This window comes from Eubacterium sp. AF22-8LB, from assembly GCF_003458715.1.
Classification (GTDB): domain Bacteria; phylum Bacillota_I; class Bacilli_A; order Erysipelotrichales; family Erysipelotrichaceae; genus Holdemanella.
In genome coordinates this window covers 15,156-38,395 of record NZ_QRVI01000019.1, presented here as the reverse complement: position 1 = coordinate 38,395, position 23,240 = coordinate 15,156, and the positions used below count along the sequence as shown (strand labels likewise).

Here is a 23,240-nt window from a genome sequence, read left to right as displayed (position 1 = left end):
ATGTTAAATTTTATCGTTAATATCTTGTCTACACCTGCCATTTTAGTTGGTTTATTATCTTTAATTGGTTTAGCATTACAGAAAAAACCAATCGAAGAAATCGTAAAAGGTACGGTTAAGACAATTGTTGGTTTCTTAGTATTAAGTGCTGGTGCATCATTCTTACAAACTGGATCATTAAATGCATTCGGTGATATCTTCAACTATGCATTCAATATGCAAGGTGTTGTTCCTAACAATGAAGCTATCGTTTCATTAGCATTGAAAGATTTCGCTACTGACACAGCTTACATTATGTGTTTAGGTATGATCGCAAATATTATTTTGGCACGTTTCTCAAGATGGCACTACATCTTCTTGACTGGTCACCACACATTATACATGGCTTGTATGTTAGCTGTTATTCTAAATGTTGGTGGATTGTCAGGAGCTCAATTATGGCTTGCTGGTGGATTAGTATTAGGATTCATCATGGTTGTCAGTCCTGCTTATTGTGAGCCTACAATGCGTAAAATTGTTCAAACAGATGAATTAGGATTTGGTCACTTTGGTGGTGCTGGTTATTGGTTCTCTGCTCAATGTGCTAAATTATTCAAAGGAAAAAGTAAATCAACTGAAGAAGTTAACTTCCCTCAACGTTTAACTTTCTTACGTGACACTACAGTTGCTATTGGTTTAACAATGGTTGTATTCTTCTTGATCGTAACTGGTGTTGCTGTTGGACGTGGAATCTTAGAAGCAGATCCAGAAACTATCTTAGCTACTTATACTAACTTAGGTGGTTTATTAAATGTTGGTGCTGAAACACAAACACACTGGGCTGTTTGGGCTATTACTTCTGGTTTAAGTTTCGCTGGTGGTGTATATATTATCTTAAGTGGTGTACGTTTGATCGTCGGAGAAATCGTTCCTGCATTCCGTGGTATTGCTGAAAAATTGGTTCCAGGTGCAATTCCTGCAATCGACTGTCCAGTTGTATTCCCTTATGCTCCAAATGCTGTATTAATTGGTTTCTTAGTATCATTCTTAGGTGGTATTGTTGGATTGTTCGTATTAGCATTTATTGACAAATCATTAGTACCTTGTGCATTAATTTTACCTGGTGTAATTCCTCACTTCTTCTGTGGTGCAACTGCAGGTGTATTCGGAAATGCTGAAGGCGGATTAAAAGGTTGTGTATTTGGAAGTTTCATGCATGGTTTATTGATTACATTCTTACCAGCAATCTGTATGCCAGTTATGGGTTCATTGAACTTTGCTAACTGTACATTCTCAGATGCTGACTTCTCTTGGTTAGGTATTGTATTAGGTAATATTGCTCAACATGTTCAAGGAACTGGATTATTAGTAATCTGTGTTGTAATCTTCTTATTACCAATCGTTTATAATTTTGTAGCTCCTAAAAAAGCTGAAGAAAAATAGAAAGGGGAATGAAAATGGCTATTCGTAGTATTATGTGTTGCTGTGGTCAAGGACTTGGAAGTAGTATGATGGTAAGTATGAATGTTGAAAAAGCATTGAAAAACCTAGGTGTTACTGGAGTTTCTGTTGACCATACAGCTTTAAGTGAAGTAAATCCTAACTCTGCAGATTTATTTGTAGTAGGACGTGACTTAGCTCCACAAGTAGCATCATATCCTAACAAAATCATTCTTGATCGTATCATGGATATGAATGAATTAACTGAAAAACTTAAAGAAGTTTTCGGTAAGTAAAATTTGATAAAAAGAAGGGTTTTATATCTCCTTCTTTTTGTTTAGCCATTTGGAGGAAATTATGGATAAAAAAGTAGAAATATTAGCAAAAAAAGTGCGTTATGACATTTTGGATATGTTACAACATAGAGGTTATGGACACTTAGGTGGCTCTTTATCTTTGGTTGAATTATTTGCGGTATTGTATGGGAAACAAATGAAATATGATCCTAAAAATCCAAAATGGGAAGGAAGAGATCGCGTTGTATTGTCAAAAGGACATGCAGGACCAGTTTGGTATTCAACATTAAGTGAATGTGGTTTCTTTGATAAAGAAAAGTTAATGACATTAAATGATGGTGGAACAATGTTGCCAAGCCATCCAGACCGAACAAAAACACCTGGTGTCGATATGACAACAGGATCATTAGGTCAAGGAACAAGTACAGCTGCAGGAATTGCTACAGCATTAAAGATGAAACATAGCGATAATTATGTATATCTTATTGTTGGTGATGGCGAATTAAATGAAGGTCAATGTTGGGAAGCCTTCCAATACTTGGCAAACTACAAAATGAATAATTGTATCGTTATCATTGATGACAACAAACGTCAATTAGATGGATATACAAAAGATATTATAAATCCATTTAGCATTGAAGCTAAGATGAAGGCATTTGGTTTTAATACACAAACTGTCAAAGGAAATGATTTAGATGCGATTGATGAAGCTATCACAAAAGCTAAATCAGTGACTGATTCAGCTGTATGTATTGTTCTGGATACAATCAAAGGTCAAGGTGTTAAGTTCTTTGAAGAACTTTTGGATAATCACTCAGTAAAATTCAATACAGAAGAAGTGAATCGAGCAACTGATGAGGCTAAAGCTTCTTTAAAAAAGGAAATTGAAGAGGAGGAGCAACATGTATAAATTAGTAGAAAATCGTAGTGAAAAAGGTAAAGAATTACGTGTTGCAGTTGTTGAGAGTATTCAAGAACTAATCAAAGAAAATGATAAAGTAGTTGCTATGGAAGCCGATTTGGGTGGAGCTAGTAAGTTCACAAATATCAAAAAATCAAATCCAGAAAATTTCATTCAATGTGGTATTTCTGAAGCAAATATGATTGGTGTCGGATGTGGACTATCAAGTGAAGGTTTTATTCCTTATGTACATACATTTGGACCATTTGCTACACGTCGAGTTTATGATCAGATTTATTTATCAGGTGCATATGCACATAATACAATCAATATTTATGGATCAGACCCAGGATTTACTGTAGGACCTAATGGAGGTACACATACAACTTGGGAAGATGTGGCTTTGATGCGTGAAATTCCAGGTTCAATCATTGTGGATCCTTGTGATGAAACACAAACAAGATGGGTTGTAAAAGAACTTTCTAAACATGAAGGTGTACATTATATTCGTGCAAACCGTAAAGATGTTAGAAATGTGTATACACCAGATTCAACTTTTGAATTAGGCAAAGGAAATGTTTTAAGAGAAGGTAAAGATATTCTAATTATTGTATCTGGCCAGTTGGTAAGCGATGCATTAGATTGTGCTGAAAAATTAGTTGAAGAAGGATATTCAGTAGAAGTAATCGATATGTATTGTATTAAACCTTTAGACATTGACTTAGTGTTATCTGAATCAAAAGGTAAAAAGGCTGTTGTTACATTTGAAAATCATTCGATTTATGGCGGACTTGGAAGTGCTGTTGCAGAAGTTTTAATGGAAAATGGAGTAAATGTTCCATTTAAACGTCATGGTGTTGATGAACGTTTTGGACAAGTAGGAACGCCAGATTTCCTTCAAAAAGAATTCCAGCTAACTGCAGATGATTTATATAGAACAATTAAATCAATGATTTAATTGAATGATAAAATAATGCAAAAAAGGAAATTCACATTTTAATATGAATTTCCTTTTTCAATTCCATTATCACCGATCGCATTTCAATCAAATACACTTTTTTGATTCTCTTAATGTATTTAAATCTAAACAAACAATCTCAGAGATTTCTTCAAGCGTTTGATTATTTCTTACAAGCATTTTAATCGCTATTTTGATTTGTGTATTTTTTACACCACGTTTAACACTTTGTAAAGAATGCATACAATATGTGCATTCTTTACAATCAAGCTTTCATCAATAGCTTTTTAATTGATTCTTCACTCACTGAGAAGATGGATGCAGCAGAAGCATTAAGCATATACAGAGACAGAGATGCCGTTGAAAAGACATTCAGAATGGAAAAGAGCTACCTTGGATTTGATGTATTCAGAGTACATGATACAGAAAAGCTGGAAAGCAAGGTGTTTATATCGTTTGTAGCACTCATAATAAGAAACGAAATATATCAGGTGTTGAAGCCAATGTACAAAAAGAACCGCAAAGAAAATACAGTACCAAAAGTAATAAGAGAATATGAAAGACTGAGAATAACAAAACTTTCGGATAATAAATATCATGTAAGATATAGTTTAACTAGCAGACAGAAAAAAATATTAGGTGCAGTTGGTGTAACAGAAAAAGACTACATGGATAAAGTCAATAAAATAGTACAAGCATTGAATGAATCATAAAGAATACCCGTTGTGACAGCACAACGGGATGTTTTTTGTATAGATGTATAAAAATTACGAGAAGTTGACGTAAATACTATTGTCGAATATATATAGATTCAATCCATAGAAAGTACTATATAATCAGGATTAGATAAAATAAATTGATGTATTCGACCTAAAAATGTTTTATCATTTATAGAAAAAGCCTCATTATTAGAATTTCATAATTTTATTTGTTAAGAATGTGTGGTAAAGTAATCTAAAACAGAAAGATAAGGATATTTAATGATTAATATTTTAATTTGTGATGATGAAATAAATGATGCCAACATTGTTAAAGCATGTATAGAGAATTTATTGGATTCAAAAAACATTGCTTACAATATAGAAATATGTTTGAATGCGACAGAGCTAATAGAGAAAAGTAAAAATGTTAATTTTCTCTTTTTGGATATGGAAATTAATGGAATTAGTGGAATAGATATGGGATTGAAGCTTAGAACGTTAAAAAATCAATGTCACATTATTATTACTTCGAATTATCAAAAATATTTATTGGATGGATATTCCATAAAACCAGATCGATATATACTAAAGCCTTATACGCAGGATAAATTTAATATGATTATGGAACCAGTATTCAATGAATATTTAAATGAAAATAGATATATTATGGATGAGAAGATTCCTGGAACAAAGATTTGTATTAATGATATCTATTATTTGGAATATAGTAGGAAATACACCTATTTATATCTACATAATAGAACAATTAAAACTCCTTATTCGTTAAGCTATTGGAGAAGTACACTATGTAACGAGGCATTTGAACAGTGCTATAAGTCTATATTAGTGAATTTGAAAAGAATAAATTATTTAGATAAGCAGGATGTCATCTTACAGAATAATGTTAAACTCCCTGTTTCCAGATTCTACAAAAAGACTTTTGAAGAAGCTTGGATCAATGAAATGAGTAAATCTATATGACGTATTTTTTTCACACATGCTTATTGATGATCTTATATTCAATTCTTTCCATACAAGATAAAATCAAGCCAAACATAAAATCAATCGGCAAATTTATAATATTCACAATCATCATAGTGCTTTTTAATTATTTTATTTCAAATAGTCATTTATTATGGATGTTTGCCTTAATAAATGTTGTTTTTTACGGATCGTTTATTCAGTTTATTTTTCATAAGAACTTAACCGATTCAGTTTACTTGTCCATTTCATATTGGATATGCATCGAAATGGTAGATTTAATATTTCAATTTTGTAAAATTGATTATTTGAATTTGACAAGCAACTACTTGTTTATGTTTGTCCTGATTATAATTATGTATGTGCCCTATCTATATTTAGAGAAAGTTGAAAAAAAGATATGGATCTTTGTATTGCCCATAACATTATGTTTGTTTATGATTTATACTTTAGAAAATGAAGATGTTTTTGAGAATGTTTCAATGCTCATACTGATTGGACTATTTATTTCGAACTTAATCTATTTATATTTCTTCTCATTTACCATCAAAAATATAGAGCTTCAAAACGAAAAAAACGAATTACATCGAAAATTGAAAATTGCTCAAAACAATTACAATAATACATTTGATTTTTTACACGCACTAATACATGATAGTCATTCTATAGATATGTATTTCAAGAACAAAGAATATGAAAAAGCAGAAAATGATTTTTATGTAATGAAGCGGGAAATAATTGAAAAGTTCAATGCCATTTATACCGGAAACACTGCTTTGAGCACCGCAATATGTAACATTGATCTTGGCAATACAACTATTCAGCATTTTGTTAAATGCAATACAGAAGAGTTTAATGATTCGGATTTGACTATATTTTTCATAAATATATTAAGTAATCTGGTAGAAGATAATGAACCAATAATATATGTATCCATAGTAGACATAGGTTTAAATAAGGTTATTTCAATTAAAACAAACCTAGTACATGACTTTTCAACTGTTGAAAGAGAGAACCATAGATTCATAAAAAAATACAATTTAAAAGTAGACAAAGAAGAAAAAAAGATTACTTTCGTGCATCTTAATCCCAAATAACAACCACATGATACCGTGTGGTTGTTTTACTTTCTTTTCTAGGTTAAAGTGAAAACGAAATAATAAAGGAAGAGGAAAAATATGAAGAAAGCATCAAGATATAATCATTTTATTATGCACAATAATTCAGTTATTGCATACAATGCAAGAACAAATGCATTAGCCGAATTAGAAAAAGAAATATATGAATCTTTTAAAAAATGTTCTAGTAATCACTTTAAAGGCATGGATACAAGTCTATTAGATAGTCTCGAATATGGTGGATTTATAGTGGACGAAGATATAAATGAATTAGATATAGTAAAGCATAATATGTATCTATCACGGTTTTCTACTCAACAGTTAGGCTTAACAATTGCTCCTACTTCAAACTGCAACTTTAGATGTCCTTATTGTTACGAAAAAGATGTACTTAGAAGTTCAAAAATGAATGACGAAACAGCAAATGGGATAGTAAATCTTGTAAGAAATAATGCTAATACAATAAATATGTTGGGTGTCACATGGTACGGTGGAGAGCCTTTGTTAGAAGTTAATCGAATTGAGAATCTAACGAAAGCGTTTAAAGAAATATGTAATAAAAACAATGTTAAATATCAAGCTAACATTGTTACAAATGGTTATTTGTTAGATAAGAAAATGATATTAAGGCTAATTGATTTAGATATTACAAGTATTCAAATTACGTTGGATGGAACAAAAGAATATCATGATCAAACTAGATATTTAATTGGAAAAAAGCCAACATTTGATACTATTATTAAAAACTTATTATCTTGTAATGATATCAGAAAAGAAATTAATGATTTTCCTAAAATTACTATTCGTATGAATATTAATAGAGCTAACTATGAAGGCTGCGAAAAACTTCTTATATTATTACATAAAAATAAAATTGATGAATTTATCGACTTTTATCCCGCAATTGTAACAGATCCTGATGATATAGATTTTAAAGAAGTATACACAGTTGAAGAATTTGAAAAAATAAAAAAAGAAGTAGAATTAAAGAAGAATAAAATTGAATGGAGGTTTCAAAATACACCTCAGTATCCAGATTTAAAAGGAAACTGGTGTGTTTGTGATATGTATAACTCATTTGTTATTGATTCAGATGGTGAAATATATAAATGTTGGGAATTAATGGGAAATAAAAATAATTCAATTGGGAATATAAGTGATCACAAATCCATTAATTATAACTCAGATTATTATAAAAACTTGTTAGAAGACCCAACAATTAATGATACTTGTTCTAATTGTGATATCTTACCAATATGCAATGGTGGAGGATGTACAATTTATAGAAAGAATCACAAATATAAACCCACATGTAAGTTTTATAAAGATACATTAATAAAACAAGTTATTGATACATTTGATAATCTTCAAGATAACATAGATAGGTGACATAAAATTAAAAACTTCGAAAAGATTAAAAAAGGTGAAAAGATGAAATATTTAATTGAACCACAAGCTGCTTCAAATGGAATGGCTTCAACAACATGCACATGTAATTGCACAATTAATTTTGGTGTGGGGCATTCAACAGGAGGAGGTAATAAGCCTTGTACAGCTTATTGTCCAAAACTAGTCGTATGTACTACTCCAGGTGGAATTAAGGTATCTCCACAAAACGTTTAATTAACACTTACAATATCTATCTTTGTTATAGTCCAAGTAATTATTATATGATTGCTTGGACATTTTGAAAATTAATGATGAAATAGGGAGGTGTAAAGTTTGAATATGCTCTGTTTCAAACATGTATTATTATGGAAGCACTCAGTATTAAACACTTAAATAAGAATAAGATCTTGAACGATATAAATCTAGACATAGAAGCTGGAGAAATAGTGGCTTTGGTAGGTCCGAATGGTTCTGGAAAATCAACATTAATGAAATGTATAATGGGATTTTCAAATGTAGATAATGGCGAAATTCGAATTCTTGATTCTCTTAACAATAAAAAGGTATTAAAAGATGTAGCTTGCAGCATTGAATATCCACCATTATATCCTGATTTAAATGGATTGGATCATTTTAAATTGATCTCTCAATTAAATAATATTAATAAGCAGCAGATGAACAACTATATAGAGTTTTCTGGCTTAAAAGAAAGACTTAAGAAAAAAACAAAGTATTATTCTGTAGGAATGAAACAGATGTTGATTTTATCCTTAGTTATTATGCAAAAGCCTAGACTTTTAATTCTAGATGAACCATTTAACGGGTTAGACTTACAAACCAAGAAAAGAGTCATAGATGAGCTGGAAAACTTGAACAAACAAGGGACAACAATACTATGGTCATCCCATGAAATCAATCAGTTAAGAGAGATGAGTGATAGATATGTCTTTATTAATTGTGGAAAAATCGTTGGGCATATGAAAAATGAAAAAAAGTATAAAGCAGAGTATCACGAGGATCCTTTGGAACAATACTACTTTGAGGTATGTAAAAATGTTTAATTTTCTAAAATTTGAAATTAGAGGTTTCATGTCAAAAAAAGTACTCTGTAATATTGCACTATGTGCTTTGTTGCTGTTTTGTGGCTGTGTCAAAACGAACAAAGAATATTTGGAGTTAAAGAATGGAAGAATAGAAAATTTACAGATAATGAAAGTTGATGAACAGAATCATATCAACATATTGAAATACGATTTGAGTCAACAATATGATAAGGAAAACGAAAAAGAATTGCAGTATTGGTATCTTCAAATTGTTTATACGGATGCATTGGAAAATGCCTATGTAAAAAATGATGATCTAGAAATACTGAAAAAAAGAATTCAAAGAAACAAACATGTTTTATATGGGGTGAACAAAAATTATTTGAGTCCATTTACAGATTCCTTTGTACCCAATAAGAAAAGTTTAAAATCTGATATAGCGATGGATGAATTTAATTTGAAAAACAACCAATTGGATGTGGTTGATCAACAAAAACCAACATTTTGTTTTTACTTGAAAAATATACAATGTAAATCCGTATTTATAGCTATTATTTTTCTGCTAATTCTTCTTATTAACGCAGACATATGGAGTAAGGAATTTTCAAGTACAAAACCATATCAATACATATTTTCATATCCATTAAAACGAAAATGTATTTTACTAATACGAAATATGTTTTATTGCATAATCTCTTTGTTGTTGGTTGTATCTTTTACTGCTGTTCTTTGTTTTGTTGGATATATTCAATATGGTTATGGAGGACACTTATTTATCCTAACAAATGGTTCATTACTAAAAATCATGCACATCCTATTAAAAAGCTTTCTTATTTTTATGTTGAGTCTACTAATGTATGTTCAATTTATACAGCTATTATCCTTAGTGTTAAAAGATGAGATTATTACCTGGTTTGCCGTAATCATGATATCACTGGTTTCTTGTTTTGTGGTAACAGGTTGGAATCCTTTCTCATATATTCTTTCTTTTAATATTGATTTTTATTATGAAAAGACATTTATTTTATTTTTCATAAATTTGCTTATACCTTTTATTAGCTGTGCCTTTATAGAAAATATGGATTTTGAATAGGAGATTCAATATGATTAAACATCAAGTAATCGCAATCTTAAAAATGAGAATCACTAAAATATTATTACTGTTATTGATTACGTTAAATCTGATATCTTTCATCAGTTTAAATAATCAGAAGAAAGATTTTGAGAATGATGTAAATAACAAAGTTCAAGAAACGATTGCATTAAAACAAAAATTTAAAAGTCTTAGAATTGTATATCAATATGAATCTGATGAAAGTTGGAATAATTTCTTTTCTTATTTGGATTGGAAAATAAATCGCTTAGAAAACTTAGCTGGTCAAGATTCTATCGACGCATATTATAAATGCTTATTAGAAATATCCAGTGTCGACATTGATTGTTATGCAAACGATAGAGTTGGGGATCGTCATTTTAAAAGTATTAAGCCCAAAGAATTTGATCAAGAAAAGTATGAGTTTAACAGAAATACGTTAAATACTGTTTTTGCCAAAGCAAACACATCGAGTTTTATACATCAACTCTATGTTAATGAAGTTTCTCATATGAAATTAATGTATCAAAGAGTATACAAAAATTCTTTTCTAGATAAATCCTCGTTATTAGGTTATTTGCTGAATAATCTGAAAGCAGATTCTATCCTATCTTTTTTGATGCCGATTTTGATTGTTATATTCACTATAACTGTTTTAAACGTATATCAAGACAATAATTTACATCAACTACTCATGATCCAATCTAGAAGAAGGTATTTGTTTAGAGTAGTAATATCTGTATGTATTTGTCTAGGAATTATTTATTGCCTCTCATTTTTTGCGATTGGTATTGCTCTTCTGAAAAATCATCAATTTACTAAGATAGATACAAAAATATTGGTTGACCAGGTCAATATTTTCAAGTTTAACAGTTATGTTCATGGTGTAGAAAAAATGTATTATATGGGAAACGAATACTTTGCTTCTGCTGATACGCTGTTTACTATACCTGAATGCTTAAGTTTAATGCCAATATGGAAAGTCTTATCTCTTTTAGAAATCATAAATATAATAAAAATACTGTTTTATACTTCGGCTACAACATTAATATTCTTATGCACACGAAAAAAGAAGAATTTTAAAACTGTGTGTATAGCATCCTTTATTATTACTTATTGCATTTCGCAATTTGGGTTGTTGTTTCCATGTGTAAACCCATTGGCAATTGTTTCTTCATTTAGCCTGATTTGCGGAGGATATGAAATAACATGGTTGTATGGAATGATAGAGCTAACTCTTTATACACTGTTGTTGTATTTGTTTATACGCAAAAGAATAAGAAAGGTTGATTTTTAAAATGATTAATATTATTAAATATTTTTTTTCCAGTACAAAAGATATTAGACCTCTCGTAATATTTTATTGCTGTATTTCTGTTATAGTCTCTATTATCTCAGCATTGTTTCCTCTGTTTGAAGGCTATTTAATTGATTCTATTACTCAGAAAAATATTCGGGTTTTCGTCGTTGTAATTTGTATATATGGTAGTTTATCATTAGTGTCATTGTTGTTAAATCTATTCATCAATAAATACGCAATTAAAATTTCCAATAATTCATTAAACCAAATGTTGATGAATAATATTGATGGAATTTTACACATATCCTATGATGAAATATGCAAAAAAGACCCATCAGTTATATCACAGGAATTAATTTATGATTGCACTATGATCAATGAATTTATTTTAAACAGTACATTATCTATGGGATTAAATATATGTATGTTTATTTTTACTTTAAATATAATAGCACGTTATTCAATCGTTATGATTTTTTTTATAATACTTTCATCTATTATATATATATTAATTTATTTTTGTGTTAAGAACAAAATATATGAATTTAGTAAACAATTAAATGAATCTAATGCTCTATATTTTTCATATTTTTATAAAATGATGAATTCTATAAAAGATATCCGTTTAAATTCCTTTATAGATAATTCTAAAAAAATACAAAATGATGTTTATAATAATCAGTTGTCGAATTCATTGCAATATCAGAATGTAATAAATCTTCAGGAACTTCTATCAGGCTTTTTATCTTTCTTTGTTCAATTATTCATTTTTATTTATGGCTTTAACTTAGTGTTACAAAACCATATCAGTGTAGGAACAATAGTAGTTATATCAAAATATTCTTCAACTATATTAGGATATTCAAAAGGTATATTAAATTATGTTTCAGAATACCAAAATACAAAAGCTAGTTACAATAGAGTTGTATTATGGAAAAAAATACCAAAAATTGAAAAAGGTACGATAGTTTTAAATAGAATTGATAAGATTGAGTGTAAGGATTTAAAATTTTGTTATAACAACGGATTTACGTTATATAAAAAGAATCTTCAATTTGAAACAGGTAATATTTATTTAATTAAAGGAAATAATGGCTCTGGAAAAACGACATTAGTAGATTGTATTTTTGGCTTGTTTGGAAATAATTATGAAGGAAAGATACTTTTTAACAACGTTAATATACAAGAACTAGATATGGACGCAACATTAAAACTAAATTTTTCTATTGCTCAACAAATCCCTTATTTAATGGAAACAAGTATCAAAGAAAATATGTGCTGTACTACAAATACAACAAATGAAATTATGGAACATTTCATAAAAGGTTTTGGCTTAAATCAATATATAAATCGATTACCAGATAAAGAGAATACAATTTTTAATTTATTTAGCGATGATATATCAGGAGGAGAGAAACAAAAAATTTCTTTAATCAGAACATTTCTGTCAAGAAAACCCGTGATTATATTTGATGAACCTTTCACATATTTGGATGAGAACTCAAAAAAATTTTTTGTTTCAGAAATCAACAAATTGAAAAAAACAACAATTATTATAATTGTAACACACGAAAATATAGATATTGATAGTTCTACGATATTCATTTAATACTACTCATGATAGTTATACATGTATTGACTAAAAGTTAAAAAGATGAGTATCATACGATAGAGATACTCAATTTTTAATGGCACAATAAATTTGGATGGGGTTAGGTGAATTTGTTCTTCGCAATTTAAGGAGTGTCATAACCCCTTAACGGATTATAACTGATACAAACCTTGGACAACCAAAGGTTGTCCAAGTCCGTGTTTGAATATTACGTATGGGCAAGCCCATCTAATACGGAAAAAAAGTCCAGTCGATACGGTGACGAAGTCCATTGAATCGGTTGTATAAGTCCACACTGCATTGTAGATATAAAATATTATCCTCCAGTTGTAAGATATTAACAGATAAGTAAGTATATTTATCTAGTCTTGCAATTAGGTGTATAAATGGCTCTGATTAATGGATTAGGTGGCTCTAAATGATGGAATGGATGGCTCTCAGTGCGTGGAATACTCATTTACAAAGTCGTTCTCTAAAAAATCGATGTGAAGTGTTTGGCAGATTGCTTTATAATTTCTTATAGCCTTAGACAACTCAATGTTGTCTAGGGCTATTTTATGATAGATTTAATTTCTAATAAAAAAGTCACAGATTACCTAAAACTTTTCGATTATACCTAGATATCACTTTATTGATCAACATTAAAGCTTCATGCATCATTTAATTATTTTTCCATTTTTTCTTCTCTTTTCTTAAAGAGTGTTCATTTAAAATGTCATAATACAGAATTTTAATAAATGAAAGCTGATATACTGAATGATAGAATTTATGCACTTTATATTGAACACACGATTTATAGTAACTTAATTTATCTGATACATCACGATTTTGCATTAATAATTCTATATTTTCATTTATACCTATAATATCATTCTTCAATTCCATATAAAGTGAGGGATTATATAGTTGGAAAAAATATAATTTTTCTTTTACTTTAGATAAAGAGTCTATGCAATCATAGTAATTATCATACGAGCATTCTTCTAAAAGATGGTATATTTTTTCAGGAAATTGCTTTAATAAATCATCTTCAAATACTTCCTTATACAAATTTTTCGTTTCATCAACTCTATAAATTTTTTTTGTAGTATATAAAGCAAACACAGAAACAATAAACGACATAATAGCAATCATAGTATCTAAACCAAATTTTTGAGTATTGCCAGTAGCATTCACTACATATTCAATCATTTTAAACTTAATAAAATCCATTCGATAGTAATCCCCTAAAATTTAATATTTCTATTTAATCGTTCTTGTAACATTTCGTTATCAGACTTCAAAGTAATAAGTTGTAGAACTTTTTCTTTACCATATTTGTTCACCAAATCTTTTATCAATCCTTGAATAAAAGAGATTGAAACGCCTTTTATCTGAATAGGAAAATATATTTCATTCTCTTCATCCAATTTTAACTGATCTTTTATTTGGTTTAAATATACTTCCTGCCCATAGGGATTTCCTGCTATATGAGAAAGAGATTTATCAAAGTATAAATTAATTCTATTCATCATTTTTCTCCTTGTCTGAAATTAAATTCAAAGAAAAAATAGTTCCTCCAAAAGACATAGAGGATTTTCCTAACGACTTTTTAGCAGGGATTGCAGATAAATAATCGTTTTCTTCATTAAATCCGATAAAAGTCTTATCTTTTGGTTGAATAAATTCTTCTATTAAAAACAGCACTTTATTACTTGTTAGTATATAACAAAAATTATCATCTGTCTTACCTAAAATGTTATAAATTATTTTTAACAGCCCAGTTCCTCCTGTATCTGATTGGTCTAGTCTTGATGATACACCCTTCTGAAACGCAGAAACCATATAAAAATACTCTTCATCATATCTTATAGAATACTCGTCGGATACAATTTCACCAAAATGGATTTTGTGGTTTTGTTTTGCCTTATCCAAATGTTTAACTTTAATCCTTCCTTGCTGACTAGCCTGTAAAATATTCTGATAAAACAAATTTTCAGATACATTAGAAACAACAATTGATAAAATATTTTTCTTTTGATTTTTTTCATTAAGTCCATAGCCACATTCTATAGTTAAAATGCAATCTTCTTTTGTATGTTCCGTAGCATTAGAACATAATTCTCCAATCACTTCTACACAGTCTTCTATATACGCTTCATCATTCAATTGATTTTGTAAAAAATTATAGGCATCAGTTGAAACATTGTTTATTTTTTTATTTACATCCTTGTCATTTTTAATCAACTTTCTATATCTATGAAGATTGGTATAAGGAGCTTCTGATTCAAAATTGTGTATGTAATCTTTACGTTTGAAAATAAAACTTTGATTTGAATTTATAAAATCGCCAACTATAGAGCCATCTATAAAATTTTGAGTGTATTTTAAATTACTAGGTCTAAATCTAATACAAACCGAGCAATTACTATATTTTAAAAGAAGATATATAATGTATTCAAAAACAACAATAGTTGCTAAATCACTGATTGTTTTTGCTTCTATTTCAATTCTTATTTTTTCGTTTATTTTATGGCAAATAATATACTTCACAGACATTGCTAAATCATTCATTGCCTGTGCATCCAGAGAATCCCCTTTAATTTTTATTTTATAAAGATTTCCGTACTTTTTAACTTCTTTTTCATCTATGTATTTAAAAAAGGTTTCCAACATTCTATCACCAATAAGATTATGCCATATATGTTATTAATTATCCAATCTGTAAATAGATGATTTTTTTATTTTTTTTAATACTGCTCTTGCGTTCAAGTTTATTGATGTATTCAAAATGTAAGATCGTATAACAGAAACTTTAATTATAGAAGATAATAAATATATTTATGATTATGATACAATCAAAGAAATAGTTGTTGTTTATGACTTTGATGAATTTAATCAAGTAGCAGGAACGAATTATACGAAAGAAAGTTTCTTAGATATTGCAATTGATTCTATTGAAAATACAGATTTAACTCCACAAGTTATACCTACGGAAATATGTGGTCAGACTTGGAAAATCGAAGGTTGGAATTATGGAAGAACTGCTCAAACCAAAGCTGTATCAAATGCTTTAGTTAACGATGCAAAAAATTATGCAGAAATTTGTCGTGCTGGTGGAGCCATTGGTGGTGCAGCAACTTCAGCTGTTCCAGCAGTTGCTGTAGTTTTGGTTGCAGCTTCAGCATTGGGTGTTGCATATTATAATACGTTTGCAAATAATTTATCATATCAAAATTCATTGTCAAAATGTGGAACTGTAATTGATATCAATAAATTTTATTTTCATTATCAAATTTGGAATCAGGCTAACTACAATGGATAAAAAATTGTAGAAAAAAGTGCGCAATAAATTTGGATGTGGTAAGGTGAATTTGCTCTTCAAGATTTTAAGGGGCGGCATATACCCCAAAACGGTTTATAGCTGATATTGGACTTGGACAACATTTAGTTGTCAGGGTCTTTTTTTCAATTATTTTAATGCTTGTTGATTGCCAAATTATTTGAATATGAAAGTTAATAATCTAATCACATTAAATGAAAAAGTCATAGCACAAGTTTGAATAAAATCTATTCAAATTATGTGTTATGACTTTTATAATATTTTCTATAGAAAGTGAGAAAAAGAAAAGAGAGTAAAACCAACGCACGCCAATGAGTTCTTTTTACTCTCCGCTCTTACAAACAAGATTATGATAACTGTTTATAAGGCATAAAAAAAGCACCTGGCAAATGCTAGGTGCAATCTTTGACAAATGGTGGTCTCAGTCGGAATCGAAAAGCTATTTTGTTTATAATGGATTTTATTGTTGTTTCTGCTTTATATAAAGGTGTAGCAATTTGAGTATTCCACGGTGGCGGAGCCGCCCAATCCATGAAAATAGGGCCATCGAATCCATTTGGACAGAGCCATGCAATCCATTACTCAGAGCCACTAAATCCACGAAGAGGTAAGCTCAAATAGGGCACATATTAAAAGATCCGATTTGAAATGATACAATGTCATTGTCAATCGGATCTGTTCTATTTTACATATAGGTTCTTTTGCAGCTGTTTAAAGTACGGCAATACACTATTTATGATTTCATTTGATAATCCTTATAATCCGTCTTTAGATTTCTCATTAATTTAACTATCTGATCTACATAATCATTCCATTCATTATCATGAGATACGACGATAGTTATTGTATTTTTTTGAAAAAGCTCATCTTCTAAGATATGAGAAATTAGGCTAAATACATCACTTTTATTTCTTCGGCTGTCCCTGCGGTGTATGGTTCTGTGGACTACCGGAAAAAATCCAAGTCATAGATTTTACTCTGAAGTTACAGTATAATGAGCCCAAAGAGCCGTATTTAAGCTATGTAAAATAATTTTGACAAGGAAAAAAGGTTTTGTAAAAGATATTGGATAGACATTTGATGGTTAATATATGACAATGACACCGAAAGGAGCAATCGGAATATGGAAATAGGTAAGAAACTTAAAAATGCACGAGTACAGTCTGGAATGACACAAGAAAATGTTGCGGGAAAAATCAATGTATCAAGGCAGACAATTTCAAACTGGGAAAATGAAAAATCTTACCCAGACATTATCAGTGTAATAGAGTTGAGCAATCTATATTCTATAAGTCTTGACGTATTGTTAAAGGGTGATGAAAAAATGATTGAACATTTAGGAGAAAGTACAAATGTTGTAAAAAGCAACCAAAAAATGATATGGGCAATTATTGTAAATATCATTGTCGTAGCATTTCTGATAACATTAAATATGTTTATACCAGATAACAGTTATTTCTTAGTTGGAATATTTTGTCTTATGGTTATTACTTCATCAGCATTACTTTACCAGATAATCAAAAAATTTTAAGGAGGATATTTTGTTGTGGACTTGAACATAGTTTTAGCGGTAATTTGTGGAGCAGTTGCACTTGTAGGAGCATTTTGTGTTGTGTTTCAGATTTATCATATGACTGTTATAGATGCAACAGCTAGAGGGTTAAAGCACCCTAAATTTTGGGGAGTATTTACAATGAGTGGGAATACTTCAAGTAGCTTGCTTATGTATTTAATCGGAAGAAGAAAATACCCTATTGTAAATATGAGTGAAAGTAACTCAAAAGAATTAGAAAAACGCAAAAAATCAGCCGGGATCGGATTGTTATTTTTGGCTATTGGTGTAATTGGTATTATATGTGCAACCTTAATATAACTAAGAAATACAGATTTATGATTATATTTTGCAACATTTACAAAGCAGTTAGTCTTAGGATTGACTGCTTTTTTCACACCCAGAAAGGAGTGATTGATTTATGCGTATAAATGATAATCTGGAAATTTATCCATTAATAGAATCCTAAATTTCACGTGCATCTGATTTATACTTTTCAAGATATTTGACTATTAAGTTTTAGCAATATTCATTGTTAAATCCTTTATTTTTACATATTGTTCTTTCTTTTCCAAATTCTTTCCAAACTTGGAAAGAGCTAAAATTATAAAATACTATTTGTTGGTACAGATCTCTGTTTCAGACAGTGAATCTGTTTTTTTTATATTCTTTGGCAAATTAGAAGAAGGGATACTCTTCTAATCAAATTTTTTTTAAAAAATTTCTTCGATTGTGCAATTTTTTGCGTTTTTCGTCGGCTCAATTATGAAGGGATATCCCTTCGAAGCTTAGCTATGAAAAGGAGGAATAATAATGGCTAAACCCTATAATCACCGTCGTGCGGAAAATGAGTACAAGAAATGGAAAGAGAAAGATGAAAGGTTTATGAAAAAGAACGGAATGCCAATGGATAAAATTCTTTTAATGAGAGATTTTGATAGAATGCAATTTAACTCCGATCGAAGATTTTTTGAAAAAGTGGATTATGATAGTGAACAAAAAATATCAAAAGTTGTGCAGCCAAATTTATCTGAATTAAACGATCCCAAAACTGTTGGAGATTTCTTGAATTCCATAACAAGTATTGCTTTTGCAGAATTATTAGAAGAATTTGGCTTTGAGATGCAGCTGATTATTTTTTTAATGTATCGTGGATATTGTGCAAAAGAAGTATCTAAAATCACAGGAATTCCTGAATGGACAATTTGTAGAAGACTAGCAAAACTAGATTGTACCTATAAAATAAGGAAAACAAATAAATAATTGAATTGCGGAATCGAAGGCGATTCCGCATTCTTTTTTATATTCAGATTTAATGATTTTAGCAACTGTAAGCATTAAATTCGTGACTTATTCATTGAAAACTCCTGTTGAAACTATCCGTTTTAGAAAAAAAATATACTTTTTTTTATAAAATTGCAATTTTGAGCCGTTTTCGTCGGCTCACTAGTGAAGGGGATACTCGTATCTTCTTGTGAGGTCTTTGAAAATAGCATAACAACTATTAGATACAAAACTTATATATTCGAGCTAGATCACTACTGCGCGATGATGAAGCAATTCGAGCGATGATACTTTAGAATGATCAACAATTTTGCTGATTGTGCCATGACAATATATAAGATAATGATACTTCTAGCGACAGGCCCAAGCGTAATATGGGTTGGTGAGATTCCAATGAGAGATAATTAGCAACTATCTTGTCTAATAGGATTCCTTTGTTTTCGGGTAATCAGGTGATAAATAGAAGACACGATGAATATTTTAATATTAATTATCAACCAGGAGATGTCCTGGTTTTACATATATTATAGGAGTGGATAGAAATGAAAGTAAAAAAAGGAGAAATCTATTTAGCAGATCTGAATGATGCCTCAGGATCAGAACAAGGAAAAGTTAGACCGGTATTAATTATTCAAAATAATCGTGGAAATAAACATAGTCCAACTACGATTGTTGCGTGTCTTTCTTCTAAAATTTATACAAAACATCATCTTCCAACACATTGTATTTTGCCGGATGGACTAGGATTGAAGTACAGATCTATGGTGATGTGTGAACAAATTCGAGTGATTGATAAATCAAGATTATTTAAAAAGATAGCAACATTAAATAAAAGGCAAATGGCGATTATTGATAAGAAAATAAAGATTAGTTTAGATTTACGTTTACATAACCCGAAGAAATGATTCTTCTGGTTATGGACTCTTTCCCTTTGGAAGCAGTAATGAAACACTGCTTCCTTTGTTTGTAGCTGGGAATTGTATTTTTTGAAAGTTTATAGTGAGGAGGAAAAGGAAATGATACCTGTGTTATGTGAAAAGAAAACTTACACAGTAGCTGAAATCGCAAAGATATTAGGTGTAAGTAAAGGAGCTGCTTATTCATTAGTGAAAGAAAATACTTTTAAAAGTATAAAGATTGGTAAATCTATTCGCATAAACAAGGAATCCTTTGACAAATGGTTTTATAGCGAAGAATAGGGAGGACTAAAAATGGCCGTAGTAATTACTAAAAGACGTAAGGCATACAATGTAATTTATACAATTCAAAATGAGAATGGGGATATAGAGAAAAGATATGAAACGTTCTACAATCGAGAGCAGGCATTGAAGCGTAAAGAACAAATAGATGGTGGAAAAAGAAATAAGATTATTGTAAATAAGAATACACTCTTTATTGATTATTTGAATCAATACGTAAGTGTGATTATATTTAATGATTATTCGATTTCAATATATGAGAATAAACAATCTTTGATCAACAATTATTTAAGTAAAGTTGTAGGAGATAAAAAGGTTAAAGAGCTTAATGCTAAAACATCAAAACAAATTATGCATGATCTTCAATTATTGCCAGGTGTACCTCTTAGAAATCAAATATCAAATGATGTTATTTGTGCATCTGCTGTAAGAGGCTGCTTAAATTTATTATGCCAGGCTAGTGACTATTTGGTTGATCATAATTTAATGAAATTAAATTATTTTACAGAATATAGGCCAAAAGTAAGTGCCAAGAATCAAGAGTCACCAAGTTGGAACTTGTCTTATTGGACTAGATTGATTTCTAATTGTACAAATGAAAAGTTGTTTATTTTATTGCATTTATGTTTTGATTCAGGTCTTTCTTTAAGTGAAGTGAGAGCTATTACCTGGAGTAATTTGGATCATTTAGAAGATGGATATATCGTATCGAATAAAAGAATTAGACGATTGAATAAGAATATTGTTTTAGAAATGGATCCATCTTCAATTATTCAAACTTATAAGAAGAAAGGATTTCAAAATACAAATACAGTTGTAGTACTTCTAAAGAATAAACAAGAAAAGAAAGTGTATTTACATAGCCAGGTCATTGAATTGTTGATGGAATGGCGAAATAGATATGCACAAAATCGTTGTGATGATTCTACTATTTACAGTTTGAAGAATAGTCTTCCTTATGATGACAGAATTATAAACAAACACTTCAAAGAACTTATTAATAAATTAGGATTACCAGGATTGACATTGGTAAAACTGATGTCATTTGGTAGACAAAAGGGTAGAAATGAGGTTTTGTATAGGGATGTGTATTATTCAAGTTTGGGGCGACCTTTAAGATGTAAAAAGCCTGATATTGATGGGGTTCGTGATTTTTTAAATTGCAGACAGGTGATGGAATGTAAAGAAAAATGGAATCAATCTTTTAAAGAGAAAACATCCGGTTTACTCCCAAAAGAAGAACATTCTGATTTTGATGCATTGGTGGATAAATTAAAATCAGATCCATCTTTAAAAAGAGAGTTGTTAAACAAACTATTAGAAAAGAGATGATATGAATGGCAACAATTAATAAGCGTAATAGTAAATATTGTGTAATTTATTATTATGTAGACACAAAAGGAAAAAAGAGACAAAAATGGGAAACATTTGATTCAATTTCTGAAGCTAAAGCTAGAAAGTCAATAGTTGAAGCTGAAAAGGCTAAGGGGGCTTTTATCCCACCTAATACAGATACTGTTGAATCATTTTTAGATACATTTATTGAACTTTATGGCTATCAAAACTGGAGTGTTTCTACATTAACAAGAAATCGTTCTACAATTAAATATTATATTCTTCCATATATAGGTAAAAAGAAGCTGCAAGATATTAAGCCAATTGTGATTGAAAAATATTATAGGGATCTAAAAGAACAAAGAGTTGTTCGACCTTTGAGATCAAACACAGATGGGAAAGTAACTTCTTATATATTAAAATCGGTTCATAAGTTATTGAGCTGTGCCTTTGGGTGTGCTGAAAAGTGGGAATTAATTGCGTCCAATCCTTTTAAAAAAGTTACACCTCCAAAACATGAATATGCCAAAAAAGAAATTTGGGCTTCAGAAATGATTTCTAGAGCACTAGAAGTTTGTGAAGATCCAAAGATTTCATTGGCAATTCAACTATCGTTTGCGTGTTCATTACGTATTGGTGAAGTTTTAGGATTACAATGGAAAAATGTATTCATAAGTGATGAAGATATTGAAAATGATAATGCTCATATTGTTGTAGAACAGCAATTACAAAGATTATCTAAAAAGGGAATTGATGAACTGAATGTTCAAGATATTTTGTATACATTTCCATCAGCTACTGATAATGAAAGCAATACAACAGTATTGGTGTTACGAAAACCTAAAACACAATCAAGTATTCGTACTATATGGTTACCTAATACATTGGTACAATTTTTACGTGAATGGAAAGAACAACAAAATGAATACAAAGAATTCTTTCAAGATGAATATCATGATTATGATATGGTTTTATGTTTTGAAGATGGTAGACCAGTAGAGCATAATATCATTCGTAAAGGATTAGCTAAGCTTTCAGAAAAAGCTGGACTTCCACCGGTGGTATTTCATTCGCTTCGTCATTCAAGTACAACATATAAATTAAAATTAAATCATGGTGATATAAAAGCAACACAAGGAGATACCGGTCATGCTCAGGCAGATATGGTCACAGATTTGTATAGTCATATTTTAGATGAAGATCGTAAAATAAATGCTCAAAAGTTTGATGAGTCTTTTTATCAGAACAATGATGAAGACAATGCCAAAAGGAAGAAAGATAGTATTGATGTGGATAAGCTGGTTGCTTCTTTAAAAGACAATCCAGATCTACTGGATAAACTATTAGATGCATTAAAATAAGATGTCCCTATCAAGGGACTTTTTTAATAAAATGGCCTTCTAGCTAATAGCCAGCTAATATTGACTATATAAAAAACACGAAATCAGGTGAAAAATTCCGTATATTTTATTGAGCGGTCAATATTAGAAAACACAAAAAAAGCCGATAAATAAAGCATATAACGAAATTGTATGTAAATTTCAAGATTAAATAAAATTGTGATGAGTGGTCTCCTAAGCGAAAGGTCGTAGGTTCGACTCCTATCTGGGACGCCAATTTTAAGGGATTTAACAGGATTTTTAATGGATTTTGGTCTGTGAATGATAAAAGAGATTTGTTTGATGTGTGTTCATCATTCAAATCTCTTTTTGTTTTGTGATAAGTGAGGAGTGGGAA

24 protein-coding genes are annotated in these 23,240 nt (G+C 29.8%); 20 read left to right on the top strand and 4 right to left on the bottom strand.

From position 1 onward, the window contains the following. From DWY01_RS08130 to DWY01_RS08115, 4 genes are read left to right on the top strand one after another with little or no spacing between them, the layout of a single operon-like run. Positions 1-1,422, top strand: a complete 1,422-nt coding sequence (locus DWY01_RS08130) for a PTS ascorbate transporter subunit IIC (RefSeq protein WP_117995647.1) — start codon at positions 1-3, stop codon at positions 1,420-1,422. Positions 1,423-1,436: 14 nt separating this feature from the next. After that, complete coding sequence (locus DWY01_RS08125) at positions 1,437-1,715, top strand: PTS sugar transporter subunit IIB (protein WP_117995646.1); 279 nt, start codon at positions 1,437-1,439, stop codon at positions 1,713-1,715. Between the two features lie 37 nt (positions 1,716-1,752). After that, positions 1,753-2,625 (top strand): transketolase, encoded by an 873-nt coding sequence (locus tag DWY01_RS08120; protein WP_256372087.1) that lies wholly within the window; start codon positions 1,753-1,755, stop codon positions 2,623-2,625. Continuing rightward, positions 2,618-3,574, top strand: coding sequence for a transketolase family protein (locus tag DWY01_RS08115; protein WP_117995644.1), 957 nt, complete (start codon positions 2,618-2,620; stop codon positions 3,572-3,574). Before DWY01_RS08120 ends, DWY01_RS08115 begins: the two co-directional genes overlap by 8 nt. 87 nt (positions 3,575-3,661) lie before the next feature. On the opposite strand, the gene DWY01_RS11545 is transcribed toward DWY01_RS08115, so the two are convergent. Beyond that, the gene (locus DWY01_RS11545; protein ID WP_158553683.1) at positions 3,662-3,817 is read right to left on the bottom strand and encodes a hypothetical protein; all 156 of its coding nucleotides are present in this window, start codon (positions 3,815-3,817) and stop codon (positions 3,662-3,664) included. Between the two features lie 71 nt (positions 3,818-3,888). On the opposite strand from DWY01_RS11545, the gene DWY01_RS08110 reads away from it, so the two are divergent. The 9 genes from DWY01_RS08110 to DWY01_RS08070 all read left to right on the top strand — a co-directional run bounded on the left by DWY01_RS08110 (position 3,889) and on the right by DWY01_RS08070 (position 12,808). Further along, positions 3,889-4,287, top strand: a complete 399-nt coding sequence (locus DWY01_RS08110) for a hypothetical protein (protein ID WP_147332177.1) — start codon at positions 3,889-3,891, stop codon at positions 4,285-4,287. A 267-nt stretch (positions 4,288-4,554) separates the two neighbouring features. Next, entirely contained in the window at positions 4,555-5,256 is a 702-nt protein-coding gene (locus tag DWY01_RS08105; RefSeq protein WP_117995642.1) for a LytTR family DNA-binding domain-containing protein, read from the top strand. A 437-nt stretch (positions 5,257-5,693) separates the two neighbouring features. After that, positions 5,694-6,353, top strand: coding sequence for a hypothetical protein (locus DWY01_RS08100; RefSeq protein WP_147332176.1), 660 nt, complete (start codon positions 5,694-5,696; stop codon positions 6,351-6,353). Positions 6,354-6,434: 81 nt separating this feature from the next. Beyond that, positions 6,435-7,763, top strand: a complete 1,329-nt coding sequence (locus DWY01_RS08095; protein WP_117995640.1) for a radical SAM/SPASM domain-containing protein — start codon at positions 6,435-6,437, stop codon at positions 7,761-7,763. Between the two features lie 42 nt (positions 7,764-7,805). Beyond that, a complete protein-coding gene (locus tag DWY01_RS08090) occupies positions 7,806-7,997 on the top strand; it encodes a hypothetical protein (RefSeq protein ID WP_117995639.1) in 192 nt (63 codons plus the stop codon). 131 nt (positions 7,998-8,128) lie between these two features. Then, positions 8,129-8,824: an ABC transporter ATP-binding protein gene (locus DWY01_RS08085; protein WP_117995638.1), complete on the top strand. Its 696-nt coding sequence runs from the start codon at positions 8,129-8,131 to the stop codon at positions 8,822-8,824. A gap of 28 nt (positions 8,825-8,852) precedes the next feature. Then, on the top strand, positions 8,853-9,899 hold the full coding sequence (locus DWY01_RS08080) for a hypothetical protein (RefSeq protein ID WP_147332175.1): 1,047 nt from the start codon (positions 8,853-8,855) through the stop codon (positions 9,897-9,899). A 10-nt stretch (positions 9,900-9,909) separates the two neighbouring features. Further along, on the top strand, positions 9,910-11,196 hold the full coding sequence (locus tag DWY01_RS08075) for a hypothetical protein (RefSeq protein WP_117995636.1): 1,287 nt from the start codon (positions 9,910-9,912) through the stop codon (positions 11,194-11,196). Position 11,197: 1 nt separating this feature from the next. Then, positions 11,198-12,808: an ABC transporter ATP-binding protein gene (locus tag DWY01_RS08070; protein ID WP_117995635.1), complete on the top strand. Its 1,611-nt coding sequence runs from the start codon at positions 11,198-11,200 to the stop codon at positions 12,806-12,808. Between the two features lie 663 nt (positions 12,809-13,471). Here the strand turns inward: DWY01_RS08070 and DWY01_RS08065 are convergent. The 3 genes from DWY01_RS08065 to DWY01_RS08055 are packed head-to-tail and all read right to left on the bottom strand — an operon-like array spanning position 13,472 to position 15,466. Continuing rightward, entirely contained in the window at positions 13,472-14,023 is a 552-nt protein-coding gene (locus DWY01_RS08065; protein WP_117995634.1) for a hypothetical protein, read from the bottom strand. Between the two features lie 14 nt (positions 14,024-14,037). Next, positions 14,038-14,322, bottom strand: a complete 285-nt coding sequence (locus DWY01_RS08060; protein WP_117995633.1) for a hypothetical protein — start codon at positions 14,320-14,322, stop codon at positions 14,038-14,040. Beyond that, positions 14,315-15,466 (bottom strand): hypothetical protein, encoded by a 1,152-nt coding sequence (locus DWY01_RS08055; RefSeq protein WP_117995632.1) that lies wholly within the window; start codon positions 15,464-15,466, stop codon positions 14,315-14,317. The genes DWY01_RS08060 and DWY01_RS08055 overlap by 8 nt, the downstream gene beginning before the upstream one ends. 1,790 nt (positions 15,467-17,256) lie before the next feature. Between DWY01_RS08055 and DWY01_RS08050 the strand changes: the two genes are divergently transcribed. The 7 genes from DWY01_RS08050 (at position 17,257) to DWY01_RS08020 (ending at position 22,864) form a co-directional block, all read left to right on the top strand. Continuing rightward, a complete protein-coding gene (locus DWY01_RS08050) occupies positions 17,257-17,664 on the top strand; it encodes a helix-turn-helix domain-containing protein (RefSeq protein WP_117995631.1) in 408 nt (135 codons plus the stop codon). Positions 17,665-17,679: 15 nt separating this feature from the next. Further along, positions 17,680-18,006 (top strand): hypothetical protein, encoded by a 327-nt coding sequence (locus DWY01_RS08045; RefSeq protein WP_117995630.1) that lies wholly within the window; start codon positions 17,680-17,682, stop codon positions 18,004-18,006. Between the two features lie 492 nt (positions 18,007-18,498). Further along, positions 18,499-18,948 (top strand): hypothetical protein, encoded by a 450-nt coding sequence (locus DWY01_RS08040; RefSeq protein WP_117995629.1) that lies wholly within the window; start codon positions 18,499-18,501, stop codon positions 18,946-18,948. Between the two features lie 563 nt (positions 18,949-19,511). Beyond that, complete coding sequence (locus DWY01_RS08035; RefSeq protein ID WP_117995628.1) at positions 19,512-19,874, top strand: type II toxin-antitoxin system PemK/MazF family toxin; 363 nt, start codon at positions 19,512-19,514, stop codon at positions 19,872-19,874. Positions 19,875-19,985: 111 nt separating this feature from the next. Next, a complete protein-coding gene (locus DWY01_RS08030; RefSeq protein WP_117995627.1) occupies positions 19,986-20,168 on the top strand; it encodes a helix-turn-helix domain-containing protein in 183 nt (60 codons plus the stop codon). Between the two features lie 12 nt (positions 20,169-20,180). Next, a complete protein-coding gene (locus DWY01_RS08025; RefSeq protein ID WP_117995626.1) occupies positions 20,181-21,500 on the top strand; it encodes a hypothetical protein in 1,320 nt (439 codons plus the stop codon). Between the two features lie 5 nt (positions 21,501-21,505). Further along, the gene (locus DWY01_RS08020; protein WP_117995625.1) at positions 21,506-22,864 is read left to right on the top strand and encodes a site-specific integrase; all 1,359 of its coding nucleotides are present in this window, start codon (positions 21,506-21,508) and stop codon (positions 22,862-22,864) included. Positions 22,865-23,240: the final 376 nt, after the last annotated feature.

Excerpts from the sequence above, each read along its gene's own strand:
- DWY01_RS08075 (WP_117995636.1), top strand. The coding sequence starts at position 9,910 with ATGATTAAACATCAAGTAATCGCAATCTTAAAAATGAGAATCACTAAA.
- DWY01_RS08125 (WP_117995646.1), top strand. The coding sequence starts at position 1,437 with ATGGCTATTCGTAGTATTATGTGTTGCTGTGGTCAAGGACTTGGAAGT.
- DWY01_RS08070 (WP_117995635.1), top strand. The coding sequence starts at position 11,198 with ATGATTAATATTATTAAATATTTTTTTTCCAGTACAAAAGATATTAGA.
- DWY01_RS08110 (WP_147332177.1), top strand. The coding sequence starts at position 3,889 with ATGGATGCAGCAGAAGCATTAAGCATATACAGAGACAGAGATGCCGTT.
- DWY01_RS08080 (WP_147332175.1), top strand. The coding sequence starts at position 8,853 with ATGTCAAAAAAAGTACTCTGTAATATTGCACTATGTGCTTTGTTGCTG.
- DWY01_RS08020 (WP_117995625.1), top strand. The coding sequence starts at position 21,506 with ATGGCAACAATTAATAAGCGTAATAGTAAATATTGTGTAATTTATTAT.
- DWY01_RS08040 (WP_117995629.1), top strand. The coding sequence starts at position 18,499 with ATGGCTAAACCCTATAATCACCGTCGTGCGGAAAATGAGTACAAGAAA.
- DWY01_RS08055 (WP_117995632.1), bottom strand. The coding sequence starts at position 15,466 with ATGTTGGAAACCTTTTTTAAATACATAGATGAAAAAGAAGTTAAAAAG.
- DWY01_RS08065 (WP_117995634.1), bottom strand. The coding sequence starts at position 14,023 with ATGGATTTTATTAAGTTTAAAATGATTGAATATGTAGTGAATGCTACT.
- DWY01_RS08035 (WP_117995628.1), top strand. The coding sequence starts at position 19,512 with ATGAAAGTAAAAAAAGGAGAAATCTATTTAGCAGATCTGAATGATGCC.
- DWY01_RS08115 (WP_117995644.1), top strand. The coding sequence starts at position 2,618 with ATGTATAAATTAGTAGAAAATCGTAGTGAAAAAGGTAAAGAATTACGT.
- DWY01_RS08130 (WP_117995647.1), top strand. The coding sequence starts at position 1 with ATGTTAAATTTTATCGTTAATATCTTGTCTACACCTGCCATTTTAGTT.
- DWY01_RS08100 (WP_147332176.1), top strand. The coding sequence starts at position 5,694 with ATGATTTATACTTTAGAAAATGAAGATGTTTTTGAGAATGTTTCAATG.
- DWY01_RS08060 (WP_117995633.1), bottom strand. The coding sequence starts at position 14,322 with ATGAATAGAATTAATTTATACTTTGATAAATCTCTTTCTCATATAGCA.
- DWY01_RS08050 (WP_117995631.1), top strand. The coding sequence starts at position 17,257 with ATGGAAATAGGTAAGAAACTTAAAAATGCACGAGTACAGTCTGGAATG.
- DWY01_RS11545 (WP_158553683.1), bottom strand. The coding sequence starts at position 3,817 with ATGCATTCTTTACAAAGTGTTAAACGTGGTGTAAAAAATACACAAATC.
- DWY01_RS08085 (WP_117995638.1), top strand. The coding sequence starts at position 8,129 with ATGGAAGCACTCAGTATTAAACACTTAAATAAGAATAAGATCTTGAAC.
- DWY01_RS08095 (WP_117995640.1), top strand. The coding sequence starts at position 6,435 with ATGAAGAAAGCATCAAGATATAATCATTTTATTATGCACAATAATTCA.
- DWY01_RS08090 (WP_117995639.1), top strand. The coding sequence starts at position 7,806 with ATGAAATATTTAATTGAACCACAAGCTGCTTCAAATGGAATGGCTTCA.
- DWY01_RS08030 (WP_117995627.1), top strand. The coding sequence starts at position 19,986 with ATGATACCTGTGTTATGTGAAAAGAAAACTTACACAGTAGCTGAAATC.
- DWY01_RS08105 (WP_117995642.1), top strand. The coding sequence starts at position 4,555 with ATGATTAATATTTTAATTTGTGATGATGAAATAAATGATGCCAACATT.
- DWY01_RS08025 (WP_117995626.1), top strand. The coding sequence starts at position 20,181 with ATGGCCGTAGTAATTACTAAAAGACGTAAGGCATACAATGTAATTTAT.